Origin of the sequence: Micromonospora sp. NPDC005206 (genome assembly GCF_040608175.1) — a bacterium.
Lineage (GTDB): Bacteria > Actinomycetota > Actinomycetes > Mycobacteriales > Micromonosporaceae > Micromonospora.
The window spans coordinates 1-15089 of the sequence record NZ_JBEXHU010000010.1 but is presented as its reverse complement, the minus strand read 5'-3'; the positions used below and the strand labels follow the sequence as shown (position 1 = coordinate 15089).

Sequence of the window (15089 nt, the reverse complement as noted above, 5' to 3'; positions counted from 1 at the left end):
CGGTGGCTGTTGGCGACCGTCACAGTGGTTGCGACGCTGCAAGCGGTGCCGGGAACCCCGGCGCTGGCCGACCCGACCCCAGACCTCACCACCCCGAACCCCGCCACCGCGGCCCCGGCCGGCAGCGGTGAGACGCACATCGTCACGCTGCTCACCGGCGACGTGGTGACCGTCGAGGCCACCGGGTCCGGCTGCCCCCGGGTCCGCGTGCAGCCCGTCGACCCGGCCGGTGTGATTCGGCGCAGCTGCGGTGCCGACGGGCACCTGAAGGTCATCCCGGCGAAGGTGGCGGCTCAGGTCGGCACCGTGCTCGACCCGGACCTGTTCGACGTGACCACGCTGATCGCGGATGGCTACGACGACGTGAGCACCAGCGAGCTGCCGGTGATCGTGCAGCCCGCCGAGAACCAGCGGACGACGGCGCTCGCCGACGTCCGGCCACTGTCGAGCATCGGTGCGGTCGCCGGGGCCCTGCCGAAGCAGACCGCGGCCACCGCCAGGGCGGCCACCGTCTCCCTGCTCACCGGTGCGCGCAAGGTCTGGCTCGACCGGAAGGTGCACGCGACCGGGATCGTCGCCGGCAACCACGGCGGCGAGAAGCCCGGCGGCTCCACCGGTCAACTCGACCACAACATCAGCCAGGTCTCCGCGCCACAGGCCTGGCAGGCCGGCTACACCGGCAAGGGCGCCCGGGTCGCCGTGCTCGACACCGGCGCCGACTTCAGCCACCCCGACCTGGCCGGCCAGGTCGTCGAGCGCGCCGACTTCGTCACCCCGGGCGGCGACGCGGTCGACCACAACGGGCACGGCACCCACGTCGCGACCACCATCGCCGGCACCGGGGCCGCCTCGCACGGCCAGCGTCGCGGCATCGCGCCCGATGCGCGCCTGGTCATCGGGAAGGTCCTCGACGACTTCGGCTCCGGGTTCGACTCCGACATCATCACCGGCATGGAGTGGGCCGCGGCCCGGGCCGACGTGATCAACATGAGCCTGGGCGGGGCCATGCCGGACGACGGCACCGACCCGATGGCGGTCGCCGTCGACAACCTGACGGAGCAGACCGGTGCCCTCTTCGTCATCGCCGCCGGCAACAGCGGCGGCGCGATCGCGTCCCCTGGCTCGGCCGGGCGCGCGCTGACCGTCGGCGCGGTCGACTCCGACGACGAGCGGGCCGGCTTCTCCAGCCGGGGACCGCTGATCAACACCTGGGCGGCGAAGCCGGAGCTGGCCGCCCCAGGTGTCGACATCGTCGCCGGCCGTGCCGCCGGGACGACGCTCGGCACGCCGTTCGACGAGTACCACACCACGCTCTCCGGCACCTCCATGGCCGCCCCGCACGCCGCGGGGGCCGCCGCGCTGCTCGCCCAGCGCCACCCCGACTGGACCGCGGACCGGCTCAAGGCCGGGCTCGTCGGCGCCGCCGACCCGCTGCCCGACGCCGAGCCGTACACCGTCGGCGCCGGCCGGCTCAACGCGGTGCGGGCGCTCACCGGTCCGGTGAGCGACCAGCCGGTGGTCAACCTCGGCGCCTTCAGCTACCCGCAGTCCGGCACCCACGAGGTGCGGCTGAGCTGGACCGGCGACCGGACCCCGGCGGCCGTCCCGCTCAACCTCGCGGTCACGGTCGCCAACCACGACGGGACCACCGCACCCCGCCGGGCCGCGAAGCTGTCGGCCACCCGGGTGACGCTCAAGGGCGGCGTGCCCGGCACGGCGACGCTGCGGCTCGACCGCGCGGCGCTGGCCGGCTCGCCCGGGTACTACCTCGCCACGGTCACCGCCCGCACGCCGAACCACGCGCTGGTGGCGACCACGCCGGTCGCCTTCTACGTGGAGCCGCGCAGCTACGACCTGACGATCCAGACCCGTCCCGTGCCGGGCGCCCCGGTGAACGGGTACAGCGCCGTCGGGGTGGAGGTGACCAACCTCGCCGACCCGCTGCTCTACGCCGGCGGGGCGTTCTTCACCCCCGGCAAGTCGGCCACGCTGCGGGTCCCGGCCGGCCGCTACCAGGTCACCGCCGGGTTCAGCACGTACGACGACGAGACCGGGGCGCAGACGGGCGCGTTCGTCGGGGACAGCGACCTCGCCGTCGACGGCACCCGGACAGTCGTCCTCGACCCGACGCAGGTCAAGCCGATGGCCGCGACCGTGCCCGGGAAGCCCACCCAGGCCCTCGCGAGCGACTTCCTGTACGTGCAGACGGCCGTAAACGGTCTCTCCTGGTGGCAGGCCATCGCCGCGTGGGGTGACTCGGCCACCGTCGCGGTCGGCCCGGTGACGCTACCCAGCGTCGGGTCGCTGCGGATGTACGGCGGCTGGGGGCTGGACTCGCCGGCGGGCACGGCCGCGCCGTACCACTACGACCTGGCTCACGAGTACACCGAGGGAGTGCCGGCCGACCCCACCTACCGGGTCACCGCCGCCGAGCAGGCCCGGCTCGCCCGGATCGACCAGCGGTTCAACCAGCTGGACCTCGCCGGGATGGTGACCTCGATGCGCCGCGCCGGCTTCACCCTCGACGGGTACTACCTGACTCAGAACCCCACCTACGACCTGCCGGCGACGCGTACCGACTACGTCTCGCCGGGGTTCCTCTGGCAGGACACCGGGACCTACGGCGGGCTCCCGGCCCAGGAGGCGCCCCGGGACTACACCCCGGGTAGCCGGCAGACCAAGATCTGGGCGCGGCAGCCGCTGCGCTCCGACTGGTTCGACGACCCGGCCGGTGGGCAGTACAGCTGCGCCGGCGCGCCGTGGCGGACCAGCGGCAACCTGCACGTCGACCTGGCCATGCTCGTCGACCAGCACCAGCGGGCCGACTGCCTGCAGCCCGGCGCGGTCGGCATCACGCGAACGCTGGCGCTGTACCGGGACGGCCAGCTCGTCGACGAGCGCAACGCCGCCCGGACCGACTTCAGCGTGCCGGCGAAGGCGGCGGACTACCGGCTCACCTTCGACGTCGACACCAGCCGGATCCTGCCGTTCTCGACCCACGTCAACACCGCGTGGACCTTCCGGTCGGCCGGACCGGCCGGCACGGCGCGCAGCGCCCTGCCGCTCCTGTCGGTCGACTACGCCCTGCCACTGGACGCGGCGAACCATCCCACCGGTGGTCCGGCCACGTTCACGGTCCGGCAGGCCCAGGGGGCGCCGGCCCAGCGGGTGACGACGTTCCAGGTCTGGACCTCGACCGACGACGGCGTGACCTGGCAGCCGACCACGGTCGACCGGGACCGGGACGGCTACCACGCCGCGCTGCCGACCGTGACGGGCGGACAGGCGGTCTCGTTGCGGGTGAAGGCCACCGCCGACGGCGGCAGCGGCATCGAGCAGACGATCATCCGGGCGTACCGCGCCGGCTGACCGTCCCGATCCGCCGTACCTCCACCGAGGCGCGGCCCGGTGCCGACCGGGTCGCGCCTCGGCGCGTTTCAGGCGGCTGGCTCAGGACGAGAGGGCCGCGTCGGCGAGGAACTCCCGCTCGGGTTGAAGCTGCTGACCTACGACCCGCGGAGAACGCTTTGGCTGTCGATTTCACGGCCGGCGCTGCGGAGATCAAGAGCTTCGGGGCGGACGCTGTGCTGATCATCGGCTTCAGCGAATCAGCCACGGTGGTCCGCGCGCTGGCGGACGCGGGCGTGCTGCTGCGGCATTGAGCCACTGAACCTCCAACGGAGAGCGGCCGCACCAGATGGCCGGTGCGGCCGCTCTCGTCTCCGCCGCTTCGTCGCGGCCATCGACACTGACCTCCCCCCGCGCAGCCGCTCTCCGCGGACGCGGCCAAGGGCCAGGTGCCGGAGCTCCGCAGGGACGACTGTTTGGAGGCCGAAGCCGGACTCGAACCGGCGTACAACGATTTTGCGGACCGCCCCCTGACCACTCGGGCATTCGACCGTGTGCCCCCGGCTGGAATCGAACCGGCGGCCCCGGCGCTCGGAACGCCGGGTCTCTCGCCACACCTCGTGTAGCGAAGTACCGCCTCTTCGCGTGGCTGCCGACCACCACCCTCCCGGACAGTCAGTTGATTGTCTTCGCACGAGACGACGACTATTTCTTCGGGGTGCTGCACTCTCGACCCCATGAGGTATGGGGTCTGCGCCTCGGCACGCAGCTCGAAACTCGTCCTAGATATACGCCGACCACCACATTTGAAAAGTTCCCCATGCCGCGGCCCACGCCTGCTGTCGCTGAGGAAATCGCTGCCGCTGCCCAGGAACTCAATCGGCTACGTGAAGGATGGCTTAATCCCCCAGGTGCCGAGGACGCCGTCCTTCGCCGGCGCACTCTGACCAACCTGTACAACGAGCGCCCAAGCTGGCTTGACCAGGCACACGCCCGACTTGATGCCGCCGTTCACGCCGCTTATGGCTGGCCGTATCCCCTGAGCGACGATGAAATCCTGAGCAGATTAGTTGATCTCAATCTCAGCGGACAGGCTGGCTCGACTGCGACCGTCACGGCGGAGGAAATGCCCTAGCGTCGTGTGTGGATCTCCTCCGTGCGCAGCCCCCATCAGGTGCTTGCAGTGGCCTTGTAGGCTGCCCCTCATGGCGCGTTGGATGCCCGAGTCGAGGCCCACTCAGTTAGGGGTGGCCCTGCTGGTGCTTGCCCACCCCCTCGTCGAGGTTCTCAAGATTGCGTCTGGCTTCACTGCTCGTCCCACCGCGTCCCAGATCGTGCTTACGGGCACAACCGCAGTCCTGGCTGCGATACTGGCCGTCCTCGGCATGGCACCCCCAAAAAAAACGAAACCTTGCCTTAGTTAATCGGGCGAAGTTTCGGGCCGGGGGCAAAGAAACGCATCATGATGGCCTGCTGCTGCGGATCTCCTCGTCGGGCAGTCGCCAGACCGTCCAGCATCCCCGGACGGGGACAAGGTGGAGCGCCCTACGTCCGAACGACCTTGGCCCAGTCCGGGGAGGCTGGTAGCCCTTGTGGTGCCCGGCGAGGGCATCCGTGGCTGATCTCTGAGGAGGGCCGGGGTTCGGGGCGGAGCCCCGAGGTCTTCACGGTTTTGTGTCCCGAAACGTGGCCGGCCGGCCCGGCCGATGCCGGCCGGAGGTCGCCAGCAGGCCGGGGCCGGGCCGGCGCGGCCCGCTTGCGGGCCGCCTTGACGCCGCGAGACGCGCTGCCGTGCCGCCCGATGTTTCGGCAACTGCGCCTAATGATGCGACCAGGAAGGAGGCCACCGAGTGGAGCAACTGCTGACGGTCAAGGAAGCTGCGGCCCGCCTCGGCACCACCGAGCGCTTCCCCCGCCGGCTCATCGCCGAGCGGCGCATCCGCTACGTCAAGCTCGGCGGCCACCACGTCCGCATCCCGGAAACCGCGCTCGCCGAGTTCATCATCGCCGGCACGGTCGAACCGCTCACCGTCGGGTGGTCGGGCGGGAAGGCGTTGGCCTGATGGGCAAGCGTCGGTTCGGCATGGTCCGCAAGCTGCCTTCCGGACGGTTCCAAGCCTCGTTCATGCCGCCCGGCGGCGGTGCTCGGCAGACCGCGCCGCATACCTTCAAGACCAAGACTGACGCCAACCGCTCACTGGTGGAGGCGGACATCTCGCGCGGCACCTGGCTGGATGACCGCGCGGCGTCGGAGACGTTCGGCAACTACGCGAGGGCGATTCTTCGGGACGGTCCGAAGATCGGCGTTCGTTGGCGGAAGACGTGCGATCGGAACTTGCGGCTGCACCTGGCACCCCTGATCGACCTGCCTCTTCGTGAACTCACGGCGAGTCGGGTCCGGGAGTGGCACGCTGCCGCTTTGCGGGGCAAGGGCGGGCGCACCTCTATCTCGCAGTCGTACCGCTTCCTGCGCATGGTCATGAACACCGCTGTGCGTGAGGGCATCATCGCCCGGAATCCATGCCAGATTCCGGGTGCCGGTACGGTGCGCGTCGCTGAGCGGCCGGTCGCCACACCGGCTCAGGTTGTCGCCCTGGTCGAGGCCATCAACCCGCGTTACCGCACCGCTGTTCTCATCGCCGCGTGGTGCGGTCCTGGTCGTCCGTCAACGTGGCCGGCCGGCCCGGCCGATGCCGGCCGGAGGTCGCCAGCAGGCCGGGGCCGGGCCGGCACGGCCCGCTTGCGGGCCGCCTTGATGATCTGACCTTCCATGACCTGCGGCACACCGGGCAAACCCTCGCCGCGCAGACCGGCGCGACCCTGGCTGACCTGATGAAGCGACTCGGGCACTCGTCCATGGCGGCGGCCCGCCGGTACCTGCACGCCGTCGACGGACGCGATCGGCAGATCGCCAAGGCCCTGTCGGAACTCGCCGCACACGGCGATGTTGCACGGCTGCCCCGGCACATCACGATGCGTGGCTGAGCGACGGCTAGGCCGGTTGTGGCAGGAACAAGCCCACGCCAGCAAGGGCAGCCAGGATCGCTACCGCAATGAAAATCATCTGACCTAGTTTGCGCGTCACGCACAAAGAACCGCAGTGAACACGGGTGCGCCGGCCGGGGCGGCGGGCCGGCCGGCCTGTCCGACGTAAGCGGCCCAGGCCGACAGGATTGCCCGTGTCATGTAGACGCGTCCCGCCACCGTTGACCGGGCGGTGCTGTGCGCCAGTTGCCTGGTGGTGGTCGGCCTGCACGGGGAGACGTGGCGGCACGTCGCGGTGCTCGGCCGGTCCCCGTTCGAGGTGTGCGGCAGCGTCTCCCCTGGCCAGCCCGCGAAGGCGTACGAGGTGGAGCGCGGGCACGGGCAGCCGGTCGTGCGTCGCGGTGCAGCTGCCGTCGGATCGGGGCCTGGACGCCGAGATCAAGGCGGGTGGGCTGGCCCGGGAGCCGTCGGATCCGGCGCTGATCCAGCCCAGTCCGGTCGATGTGCGCCTGGAAAGGTGTCCCGGATCCTCAACAACCACCTCTCCACGCACATCGACCCGTTGCCAACAGGACCACCTGACCAGCGAGGTGGGGTTGCTGAGCGACGGCTGGCCCGGCTGGAGGGGGAAGAGTGCGCTTGGCCACCTGGGGCTGGCGGTCGACGGCGGCGGTGATGCGTATCGTATAGAAGATCGCCGACGGCCGGGCTGACGGTTGCGCGAAGGCCAAGGACCGAGCAGCCAGGAGGCGCCTCAGCATGTCCAGTCAGTCTGGCGACCACGACTCGACTACACATTCCCTGCTGGAGCCGGTCGTTCATATGGCCCAGATCGGCGAGCCGGTGCAATTGGTGAGCGCTCCCGCGAAGCTATTCCTGCGCCGGCACGTGACACCACTCGATGGCTGGTGCCAACTGACCGCACACTGGGACGGTCGAGGACTGCGTGGCACCTTCGTTGGACCTTCCCCGGGTGACGAGGACGTGCCGGGCGGCGCAGGCGACCTGGTTCCGGAGACCGTAGAAATCACGGATGACTGGCTGGGCACCGCCCGATTCGCCGTCGCGCCAGGCGTCCAAGTCGACCTGCAGCCGACCCTGTTCGAAGATGTCCAGCTGGAAGCGACGTTCCGCCTGCGACTGAGCCGGCCGCGCCGCGGCCGGCTACCAAGCGGCGGTGGTGGCGGCCGGGATGGCGTCCTCCGTAGTGTGTCTTGGAGCCAGTGGGCCGCGGTGCGGGGAGTAGTGCCGCCCGCGGCGAGCTGAGCACGAAGATCCACCTCGCGGTCGACGGACGTGGCCGGCCGCTGTCGATCCTGCTCACCCCCGGCCAGGCCGGCGACAACCCGAAACTGCTGGCCCTGCTCGACGGGGCATAAACGGCGTTGCTGCACTGGGCGCCCCAGACTGTCGGGAACTACTCAGGACATTGAGGGCGACACATGGACGGCGGTGGCGGTGACTCGGGCAGCCGTACCCCGCGTATCACCATCGGCTCGGTGTCCGCCGCCGGCGGCAACTCGACCCGGGCGGTCTCGTCGTACTCGACCTCACCGCGGGCGAACGCCTCAGCCGCCCGGACCACGTCCTCGTCCATCACGCGCTCATCTCCCATGCCTCGAACCGCTTCAGTTCCGCTGGGGTCATCTCCTGGCTCCCGATGATCTGCTGGTCGAAGTCGCTCACGTGGACATTCCCCACAGTGGGCAGCCGGAGCGGAACTCAACACCGGAAGGGGCTACACCTCATGCTGCACCTCATGCCCTAATTCGATACAGGGGAATGCGTCCGCCACGAGCTTGATCAGTTAGCTGGGCGGCGATGCTCCACCGCAGGAATCTGGCAACGGTCTCGTCGGCGATGTCGACGCCGAGTTTGTCGCTCGCGGCGTCAGCAAGCTCTGCTACATCGCCGGCGAATTCGCCCTCTGAGTCGGCCGCTGCGAGGACAGCCTGCCACACCGCCCGCCAGGTGCGACGTCTTTGCGGGCTCCAGGCGGTGGCACGGTTGTCGAAGGCTCGCAGCCGGTGATCTTGCGCGGGTCGCCGGGGTACGGGCGGCGCTTTCGGGCGCGGAATGCAGAGCTGGTAGGTGTTGCACTGCTGACCGATGCCGTAGTCGATGATCGTCAGCAGTCCAGCCTCGAAGCCATCCTCAACGCGGACTGGATGTTGGCCCTGTTCGCTGGAGGTCGTCCGGACGCGGTAGCGATGGCTGCTGCGACCTGAGTAGCTGACAGCGCTACTTTCATGGTCTCGTCGGCGGCGTCGACGAGTACTCGCCAGACCGCGCGGCGAAGGCTCGCCATTTGACCGGCGATCGTGTGTTCGCTTAGCCATGGGGCGGACGGGTGGCGGTCGTCAAAGAGACGGTAGGCCGAGTCGCGGTCGACCGTCCGGTCGGTCTCTTGAGGGCCCGGCGCGCGAGCGGTCCGGCTCCCGGTCACGGCCGCCCGGCCCCGCAGCGCGGGTGGAGGCCGGTTACCCGAAGAGGCGGCAGCGTAAGCAGCGCTTGACGGCGACATGCCTCCATATTCAGTGCACTATCGTGCACTGACAAGAGTTCCAACGGCTACCTGTCTGAACTCTTGTGATCGAGCCGCCGCCGCCCGCCGACCTCGCGGCGCTCGGACATGCGATAGCCAAGGCCAGACAAGCGGCAAACCTCACCCTCGACGGTCTGGCCGAGCGCAGCGGCCTCTCGCGTCGGATGCTGGTCGAGGTCGAACAAGGCCGCAAGAACTGCAGCATCGGCGTCCTGCATGCTATCGCGCACGCCGTCAATGTCCCGCTGGGCGACCTAGCCCAGGCGGCCTGCACAGATAGCCGCACCAACTAATTCGCGTCGCTGAAGGATGAAGGGCGGCGCCGGAGTCGAGAAACAGGCGTCGGCCTGGCCTAGACGCGGCGAAGCACGCAGACGACCTTGCCCAGGATGACTGCGTGTTCGGCGGAGATCACCTCGTAGAGCGGGTTGCGGGGGACGAGCTCAACGCGACCGTCGCGGGTCCGGTAGACCTTGACCGTCGCCTCGCCCTCGATCATCGCGGCGACGATGTCACCGCTCTCGGCGACCGCCTGCTGGCGCACAACGACCACGTCGCCATCGCAGATTGCCGCCTCGATCATGGAGTCGCCCTTCACTCTCAGAGCGAACAACGTGCCGTGCCCTACTAGGGTGGAAGGCAGCGTCAGCTCGTCCTCCACGTGTTCCTCGGCGAGGATCGGGGCGCCAGCAGCGATAGTGCCAAGCACCGGAACTTTGACACCTGGCTCGTCTGCACCGTTCGATGTTGTACCAACCCGCGCCCTGCGGATGTCGACCGCCCTGGACGCGTTTGCCTCACGACGCAGGAGGCCACGCCGTTCCAGAATGTTCAAGTGGTACGCCACGGACGAGGGAGAGCCAAGCCCGACCGCTGCGCCGATCTCGCGCACCGTGGGTGGGTAGCCGTGCTGCTGGATCCAATCGTGAATCACCGTCAGGACGCGCTGCTGCTTGGCGCTGACGTGGGGCGGCTCGGCCTCGGCCCCATCGGAGGTTGTCATCCATGGACAATACAACAGACTTTAGAACGCGCGTACTAACGCGCTCGGTGCGGGTTTGGGTATCCGAACTCCTCGGGCTCTCCGGGGAAACGGCGAAGCCGTATCCGGACGTGCGTTTTGAGGCAGACGTGGGTGTAGTCGACGTTGTCGCCGGTCGCCGTCAGCCACGACCGCCTGCCCGGCTGTGGCAGGTTCGTCTCCACGAACAACCGCCGCTGCACATCCGATCTGGCCTCGTTCGGGAGATGGAGGCTCGAAGCTAACCGCCACCGGCAGCTGGCTGAATCTCCCTCCGGTCGTCGTACGGCCGATCGATGTTTGGTTGAAGTCATGTCGGACCCCGGCGTGGCCCGCTGAATGTCTTCCGCCTTCGGCCATGCGACCGCTACCATCATCGTCGATCAATCTGAGAGGGCGGTGCGATGGCGGAGCCACCAGCGGCCGCGGGGCGGGTGGTGGCACCTATCTGCGCCGCGGCATCCGCCTCTGCCCGCCCAACCGCGACTACCGACGGCACCGATTCGTGGCGACACCGGCCAAGCCGGAACTAGACGAGATGCAACTGGCAAGGCCTTCCACTCGCCGTCTTCGATGCAAACGAGGAGGCCACGCAATGGCAGTAAACGCCGAGGCGCACGGCGACGGCCTGCCGAATGAGCGGCCCGACCCGATCACAACCTTGCGCGGCTGGCGCCGTTTTGTGGAGGCAGTCCCGCCCCACTTCGAGTTGCTCCCCGAGGCCGAGTGGGCCGCGCTGTCCGGGGCGCACGCCCGGCCTACAACAAGGCCCGGTTCGACTACCACTGCGGAAGGGTGGTCTTGGCGACCCCCACTATTCAGGAGATCGAAGAGCAGGTTGGGCTGACCCAGCTCAACCATCACGACTCCATCGCCCGCCGTGGCCTGGTCGTGTCGGGACCCCCGTTCACGGGCAAGAGCACCGGCCTCACGCAGCTCGGGCGCACCTACGAGCTGTGGATTCGCCAGCGCTATCCCAGCCAAGACCGCATCCCCGTGGTCTACGTGACCACCCCGCCGCAATGCTCTCCCCGCGACCTTGTTGCGGAGGTCGCCCGGTTTCTCGGCCTGTCACCGATCAACCCGCGGGCCGGCTTCACCAACGTCGTCGACGGGGTCGGCCAAGCGCTCACTGAAGCCCGATGTGACCTGGCGCTGGTTGACGAGATCCACAACCTGTACCTGCCTACCGCCGCCGGTGAGTACCCTTCCGATCAGCTCAAATACTTGACCGAGCGCCTGCCGGCGACGTTCGTCTACGCAGGGATCAACCTCGAAAAATCCGGGCTGTTCACCAGGGGGCACGCCACGCAAACCGCTCGCCAGATAACGCTCGTCAAAGCGGGGGCGATTCCCTATGGGCCCGAGTGGGAGGGCCTGGTGGCCAACCTGGAGGCCGGACTGCGGCTGCACCGCCACGAGGATGGCACCCTTATCCACCTAGACCGGTACCTACACGAACGAACGCACGGGATGATCGGCAACCTGTCCCACTTGATCCAAGCGGGGGCATTGGCCGCGATCGACGACGGCAGCGAAGCCGTCACACGCCAGCTTCTAGAGGTCATCCGACTCCCTGGGTTCCACTGATGTACTGGTCCGCTAGTACACGAATCTTGGGGTTGAGCTGCGGAAACACGACTTTGGCCGCCTAGTCCGCACGGCTACCACCTCGTGCTCACCGCACTCACCACCCCGTGCGTCCTCGCCGCGGTCGGCATGTGGGCCGTAGGGGAGGGCCGGACCGACAGCGGCGAGCACCGCAACCCCGCCCATCTGACCGCGTCCAGGAGCCGCGCTGCAGATCCAGCTCAAGCAGCCGCGAGTGGCGAGCACGCGGAAGGGCCGATCCGGCATCTAGCCCAGGTCCCACGCGGTCCACGTGACAATCCAAGGCCGCTCGGGTCGCGTGGCCGGAAGCGGCTGATCCCCGAACAGCACTGCTCCTACCGCTTCGGCCGCCGCGCGCATCTCTGCCTCCGGGTCCCGCAGCGGATCACATACCACCAGCAGGAGATCGCCGTGAACGAGTGTCTGGGCGGGGTGGCCCGTCTGCTGCCTGATCAGTGACCGAATCTCCTTCCGGAGGACGGCAAGCTGGTCACCGGGCACCTCCCGGACCTCCGCGTACCCGTGCTCACGCACCACGCCGCAGACCACCTGGGCAACGACCGGGACCCTGCGGTCGACCGCAGGCGCGGGGAACAGGCGGTCCATCGCCGTCAGACACCGCCGGCAGGTCGGCGCGAACGCCGGCTCCCGGTACCTGCTCAGCGTGCCCCCTTCACCCCCGACCATCAGCGCCCACTCCTGGCCGCACATCGTCGTGTGCTCCCAGACCGGCTCCCGCAGCGCCTCAACGTCATACCGCCGCTGGACTGCCTCCCGTTCGCGATCCCCGCCCGTGAGGTAGTGCTCGGGTACAGCGCCGCGGCCCGGCTCCGACGGCCGGTGCCGGCGCGCGAGGTGCACGGCCTCACCACCGCTGACCGCCACGAGAAGCAGAACCTGCTCCCCAGCGATGATGACGTTCGGTCCATGCAGGCCGTCACGCATGCCAGCAGTATGGCTGCCCCTACTTGCAGGACGGCCACAGGCGAGGCTTGCGCGGCCCCGGACCCGCTGCCATTAAGTTCGTCGAGCACGACGACGCGGGACCGCATCTCCCATTGTCGCCGGCATGACACAACGTTCTCGCTTACATGGCGAACAGCTCGTCCGGCCGCTCGCAACTGCCGCTCTGCCCACCCGGCCCCGCCCGTGCCCGAGGCCGATACCGGCACTGCCCGTCCACGCTCGCCGGTGCTCGCCACCGCGCAGGACGTACTGCTAGGGATGGCTGTCCCGTCGAGCTGCGGCCGGGTCGTCGCGCAACATCTCGGTACGTGGGCGGCGGGGCGGCTCTTCGTAACGCAGGCGATCCTGTCCACTCGGGCCGCTTATGTCCCCTCGAGTGGCGGCCTCCCGTGTCGCCTGCAGGACTTTGCCCGCGACGCACAAAGTCCTGCTAGCCTAAAGACCGCAGGACGCCCTTCCGGGCTCCCGCGCCCGCCTTGAGGCCCGCTGATGCGGGCCTCTCGTGCATCCGGATCAGTGCGGGTGGGCCATCGGATTCCAGCGGTGCGAGTGATAGCGCCGAGGCTCGACGAGTGCCCATAGCTGTTCGGTCACTGCGGCGGCACGCGGGTCGGTGCCGGGGATCTCCAGCCGCTGAAACAGGAACGTCACCAAGTCCACCGCCTGCACCAGGCGGCTCGCGTGGGACGGCGCGAAATGCAGCGTGTCGACGATCCGGGTCAGCTTCCGCGACCGGTAGCCGCCGGTGCCCGCCACTCGATACCGGTCCAGGTCAGCCCGGTGGGTTGCCTGGTCGTGCACCTCGTCGGCGATGACCAGCGCGTACTCCTCTCGCGATGCGGCGTACCCGTCGATTCGCTCCAGCACGTGCGACAGCACCACCTCGTGAGCTGGCCGCGGGTAGGTGTACCGCTTGTTTAGCTGCTCCCGCTTCACACCGCGCAGGATGATCGCCACCTCGTCCTGAGCGCCGATGGCTGCCATAGCAGCCCTGTAGACCGCGATCCGCGCGCGAGGCGGCACACCCCTCCACGCCTTTCGGCCGTGGAAGATGTCGTAGCCGTGGAGCTCGGCGTCGACCGGCACGCCGTAGGCCTTCACCGCGTCGGTCACCACCTGGTCAAGCGCTTCGCTTAGCGGGATCGCGACGGCGTCCGGCACCATCAGGGCGCCGATCCAGTAGACGCCGGCTGCGAACGACTCGTCGACGTAGCTGAGCAGCACGAGCCGAGGGTACGACCGGTTCTGACCGGCGGGCAGCCACTACGTGTGTGTGTCGAGTCCGGGCGCGGCGCACGCAAGTCCTCCGTCTCTGGCCCGTGCGCCAGCGGTGCGACCACGGCTACGGCACGCCGAAGTAGCCCTCCTCTTCACCAAGCAGCAGCGGCACGTCGTACACCGACATGTCCGGCCGGGCCCGCGCGTACCGCACCCGATGCCGCCACCGCCCGTGCTCGAAGGCGACGTCGGCGTCGATCTCCGCCACCACCGTCGGCTCCACCTGCACGTACCGCAGCGGCTCCGGCCCCTCCAGCTGCCCCGACCAGGACGCCGGCAGCGGCTCCGGCCACGGGTGCACCGCGGCGGCCAGGCGGTGCTGCAGCGGGTGCAGCAGAGACAGCATCCCGCCGAGCTGCTCCCGCTGGGCGCCGGTCACCGGGTGGGTCCGCCCGGTGTACCGCAGCCGGCCCCTCCGATCGAACCTCCCCAGCAGGACCGTGACCGGGTTGTGGATGCTGCCGGTCACCCCGCCGACGATCGCCTCGGTCACGAGCCTGGTCCGAACTTCCACCAGCCGCGCTTGCCCATCTCGTAGCGCCCCGAGAGCCGCTTGGTGACCACGCCCTCGATGCCGGCCGCGACGGTCCAGTTCAGCAGCCAGTCCGCGACCTGCCGCATGTCCGTCGTCTCGGGGGTCACAGTCAGCTGGGGCGGCGCGTCGACGAGTAGCTGCTCGAGCCGGGCCTGCCGCTCCGACAGCGGCCGGTCGACGATCACCTCGCCGCCGGCGTCAGCCAGCAGATCGAACAGCACGTAGTGGGCGGGGCAATCGTGGACCAGGCGCAGGAGCCCGCGGCCGGCGGTGATCCGCCGCTGCAGCAGCGCGAAGTCCGTCCGGCCGCGCTGCCACACGATCAGCTCGCGCGTCCAGCACGACGCCTGGCGGGATGGCCGCCCGGACCACCCGGGTGACGTCCGGGAAGCAAGTGGTCAAGTTCCGTCCGGCCCGCGACTGGACGTACACACCGTCGCTCTCGCGAAAGAAAATCGCGCGCCACCCGTCCCACTTCGGCTGGTGTATCAGGTCGGGACCTTCGGGGACCTGGTCGACGGGCGTGGCGAGCATGGGCGCGACCGGCCGGCGCAGCACCGGGTCAGCGGCTGCCCCCGCCCGGCGTCGGGCCGGGCTCACCGCCCGCCCGGGCCGAGCACCCCGATCCGGCGGTGCCGTGATTAGCCGAACCGGTCCGCCAGCAGTGGTCGGACCTCCTGGAGAAGGATTGCCGCGGAGGCTCTAAGAGGGCATCTCGTGCGACTTTGATCTGATACACGCTGTTGATGCCCTGCCGGCCCCTGCCTGTCCGAGCCGTGATCATCTATACATGACGACCG

At 69.3% G+C, this 15089-nt stretch carries 14 protein-coding genes, 1 tRNA gene and 6 pseudogenes; 11 read left to right on the top strand and 10 right to left on the bottom strand.

The annotated features are described in order from the left end of the window. The first annotated feature begins 45 nt into the window (after positions 1–45). Entirely contained in the window at positions 46–3369 is a 3324-nt protein-coding gene (locus ABZU69_RS16335) for a S8 family serine peptidase (protein WP_354965144.1), read from the top strand. A gap of 140 nt (positions 3370–3509) precedes the next feature. Next, positions 3510–3662 (top strand): annotated as a pseudogene (locus ABZU69_RS16330) (amino acid ABC transporter substrate-binding protein); the annotation flags it as partial. 163 nt (positions 3663–3825) lie between these two features. Here the strand turns inward: ABZU69_RS16330 and ABZU69_RS16325 are convergent. Beyond that, positions 3826–3900, bottom strand: a tRNA-Cys gene (locus tag ABZU69_RS16325). Here ABZU69_RS16325 and ABZU69_RS16320 point away from each other — a divergent pair. The 7 genes and pseudogenes from ABZU69_RS16320 to ABZU69_RS16290 all read left to right on the top strand — a co-directional run. After that, positions 3893–4483, top strand: a complete 591-nt coding sequence (locus ABZU69_RS16320; RefSeq protein WP_354965386.1) for a type IIL restriction-modification enzyme MmeI — start codon at positions 3893–3895, stop codon at positions 4481–4483. The genes ABZU69_RS16325 and ABZU69_RS16320 overlap by 8 nt on opposite strands. A gap of 715 nt (positions 4484–5198) precedes the next feature. Then, a complete protein-coding gene (locus ABZU69_RS16315) occupies positions 5199–5411 on the top strand; it encodes an excisionase family DNA-binding protein (protein ID WP_354965143.1) in 213 nt (70 codons plus the stop codon). Then, positions 5411–6112, top strand: coding sequence for a hypothetical protein (locus ABZU69_RS16310; RefSeq protein WP_354965142.1), 702 nt, complete (start codon positions 5411–5413; stop codon positions 6110–6112). The genes ABZU69_RS16315 and ABZU69_RS16310 overlap by 1 nt, the downstream gene beginning before the upstream one ends. Beyond that, positions 6109–6177, top strand: a pseudogene (locus tag ABZU69_RS16305) (hypothetical protein); the annotation flags it as partial. The gene ABZU69_RS16310 and the pseudogene ABZU69_RS16305, both read left to right, overlap by 4 nt. Positions 6178–6180: 3 nt before the next feature. Further along, positions 6181–6333, top strand: coding sequence for a hypothetical protein (locus tag ABZU69_RS16300; RefSeq protein ID WP_354965404.1), 153 nt, complete (start codon positions 6181–6183; stop codon positions 6331–6333). A 407-nt stretch (positions 6334–6740) separates the two neighbouring features. Next, a pseudogene (locus tag ABZU69_RS16295) lies at positions 6741–6920 on the top strand (dCTP deaminase); the annotation flags it as partial. Between the two features lie 663 nt (positions 6921–7583). After that, positions 7584–7703 (top strand): annotated as a pseudogene (locus ABZU69_RS16290) (IS5/IS1182 family transposase); the annotation flags it as partial. Between the two features lie 47 nt (positions 7704–7750). Here ABZU69_RS16290 and ABZU69_RS16285 read toward each other — a convergent pair. After that, positions 7751–7948, bottom strand: a complete 198-nt coding sequence (locus ABZU69_RS16285; protein WP_354965141.1) for a hypothetical protein — start codon at positions 7946–7948, stop codon at positions 7751–7753. Positions 7949–8090: 142 nt separating this feature from the next. Continuing rightward, positions 8091–8672, bottom strand: coding sequence for a hypothetical protein (locus ABZU69_RS16280; RefSeq protein WP_354965140.1), 582 nt, complete (start codon positions 8670–8672; stop codon positions 8091–8093). Positions 8673–8922: 250 nt separating this feature from the next. Here ABZU69_RS16280 and ABZU69_RS16275 point away from each other — a divergent pair, with 250 nt between their 5' ends. Continuing rightward, entirely contained in the window at positions 8923–9171 is a 249-nt protein-coding gene (locus ABZU69_RS16275) for a helix-turn-helix transcriptional regulator (RefSeq protein ID WP_354965139.1), read from the top strand. A 59-nt stretch (positions 9172–9230) separates the two neighbouring features. On the opposite strand, the gene lexA is transcribed toward ABZU69_RS16275, so the two are convergent. Further along, positions 9231–9881 carry a transcriptional repressor LexA gene (gene lexA / locus ABZU69_RS16270; protein WP_354965138.1) on the bottom strand — a complete coding sequence of 217 codons (651 nt, stop codon included), beginning with the start codon at positions 9879–9881 and terminating at the stop codon, positions 9231–9233. A 161-nt stretch (positions 9882–10042) separates the two neighbouring features. After that, a pseudogene (locus tag ABZU69_RS16265) lies at positions 10043–10163 on the bottom strand (L,D-transpeptidase); the annotation flags it as partial. Between the two features lie 537 nt (positions 10164–10700). On the opposite strand from ABZU69_RS16265, the gene ABZU69_RS16260 reads away from it, so the two are divergent. Beyond that, positions 10701–11489, top strand: coding sequence for an ATP-binding protein (locus ABZU69_RS16260; protein ID WP_354965137.1), 789 nt, complete (start codon positions 10701–10703; stop codon positions 11487–11489). A 267-nt stretch (positions 11490–11756) separates the two neighbouring features. Here the strand turns inward: ABZU69_RS16260 and ABZU69_RS16255 are convergent, their stop codons facing one another. From ABZU69_RS16255 to ABZU69_RS16235, 5 genes and pseudogenes are all read right to left on the bottom strand, one after another. Continuing rightward, a complete protein-coding gene (locus ABZU69_RS16255) occupies positions 11757–12455 on the bottom strand; it encodes a hypothetical protein (RefSeq protein WP_354965136.1) in 699 nt (232 codons plus the stop codon). A gap of 534 nt (positions 12456–12989) precedes the next feature. Beyond that, positions 12990–13700 (bottom strand): DUF3800 domain-containing protein, encoded by a 711-nt coding sequence (locus tag ABZU69_RS16250; protein WP_354965135.1) that lies wholly within the window; start codon positions 13698–13700, stop codon positions 12990–12992. Between the two features lie 118 nt (positions 13701–13818). Continuing rightward, on the bottom strand, positions 13819–14247 hold the full coding sequence (locus ABZU69_RS16245; protein WP_354965134.1) for a hypothetical protein: 429 nt from the start codon (positions 14245–14247) through the stop codon (positions 13819–13821). Next, positions 14244–14609, bottom strand: coding sequence for a hypothetical protein (locus ABZU69_RS16240; protein ID WP_354965133.1), 366 nt, complete (start codon positions 14607–14609; stop codon positions 14244–14246). The genes ABZU69_RS16245 and ABZU69_RS16240 overlap by 4 nt, the downstream gene beginning before the upstream one ends. A gap of 22 nt (positions 14610–14631) precedes the next feature. Then, a pseudogene (locus ABZU69_RS16235) lies at positions 14632–14823 on the bottom strand (ATP-dependent DNA ligase); the annotation flags it as partial. Positions 14824–15089 lie beyond the last annotated feature (266 nt).

Bases quoted from the DNA above. Each gene is read 5' to 3' on its own strand.
- lexA (WP_354965138.1), bottom strand. From the start codon at position 9,881: ATGACAACCTCCGATGGGGCCGAGGCCGAGCCGCCCCACGTCAGCGCC.
- ABZU69_RS16300 (WP_354965404.1), top strand. From the start codon at position 6,181: ATGAAGCGACTCGGGCACTCGTCCATGGCGGCGGCCCGCCGGTACCTG.
- ABZU69_RS16280 (WP_354965140.1), bottom strand. From the start codon at position 8,672: ATGGCTAAGCGAACACACGATCGCCGGTCAAATGGCGAGCCTTCGCCG.
- ABZU69_RS16285 (WP_354965141.1), bottom strand. From the start codon at position 7,948: ATGGGAGATGAGCGCGTGATGGACGAGGACGTGGTCCGGGCGGCTGAG.
- ABZU69_RS16255 (WP_354965136.1), bottom strand. From the start codon at position 12,455: ATGCGTGACGGCCTGCATGGACCGAACGTCATCATCGCTGGGGAGCAG.
- ABZU69_RS16310 (WP_354965142.1), top strand. From the start codon at position 5,411: ATGGGCAAGCGTCGGTTCGGCATGGTCCGCAAGCTGCCTTCCGGACGG.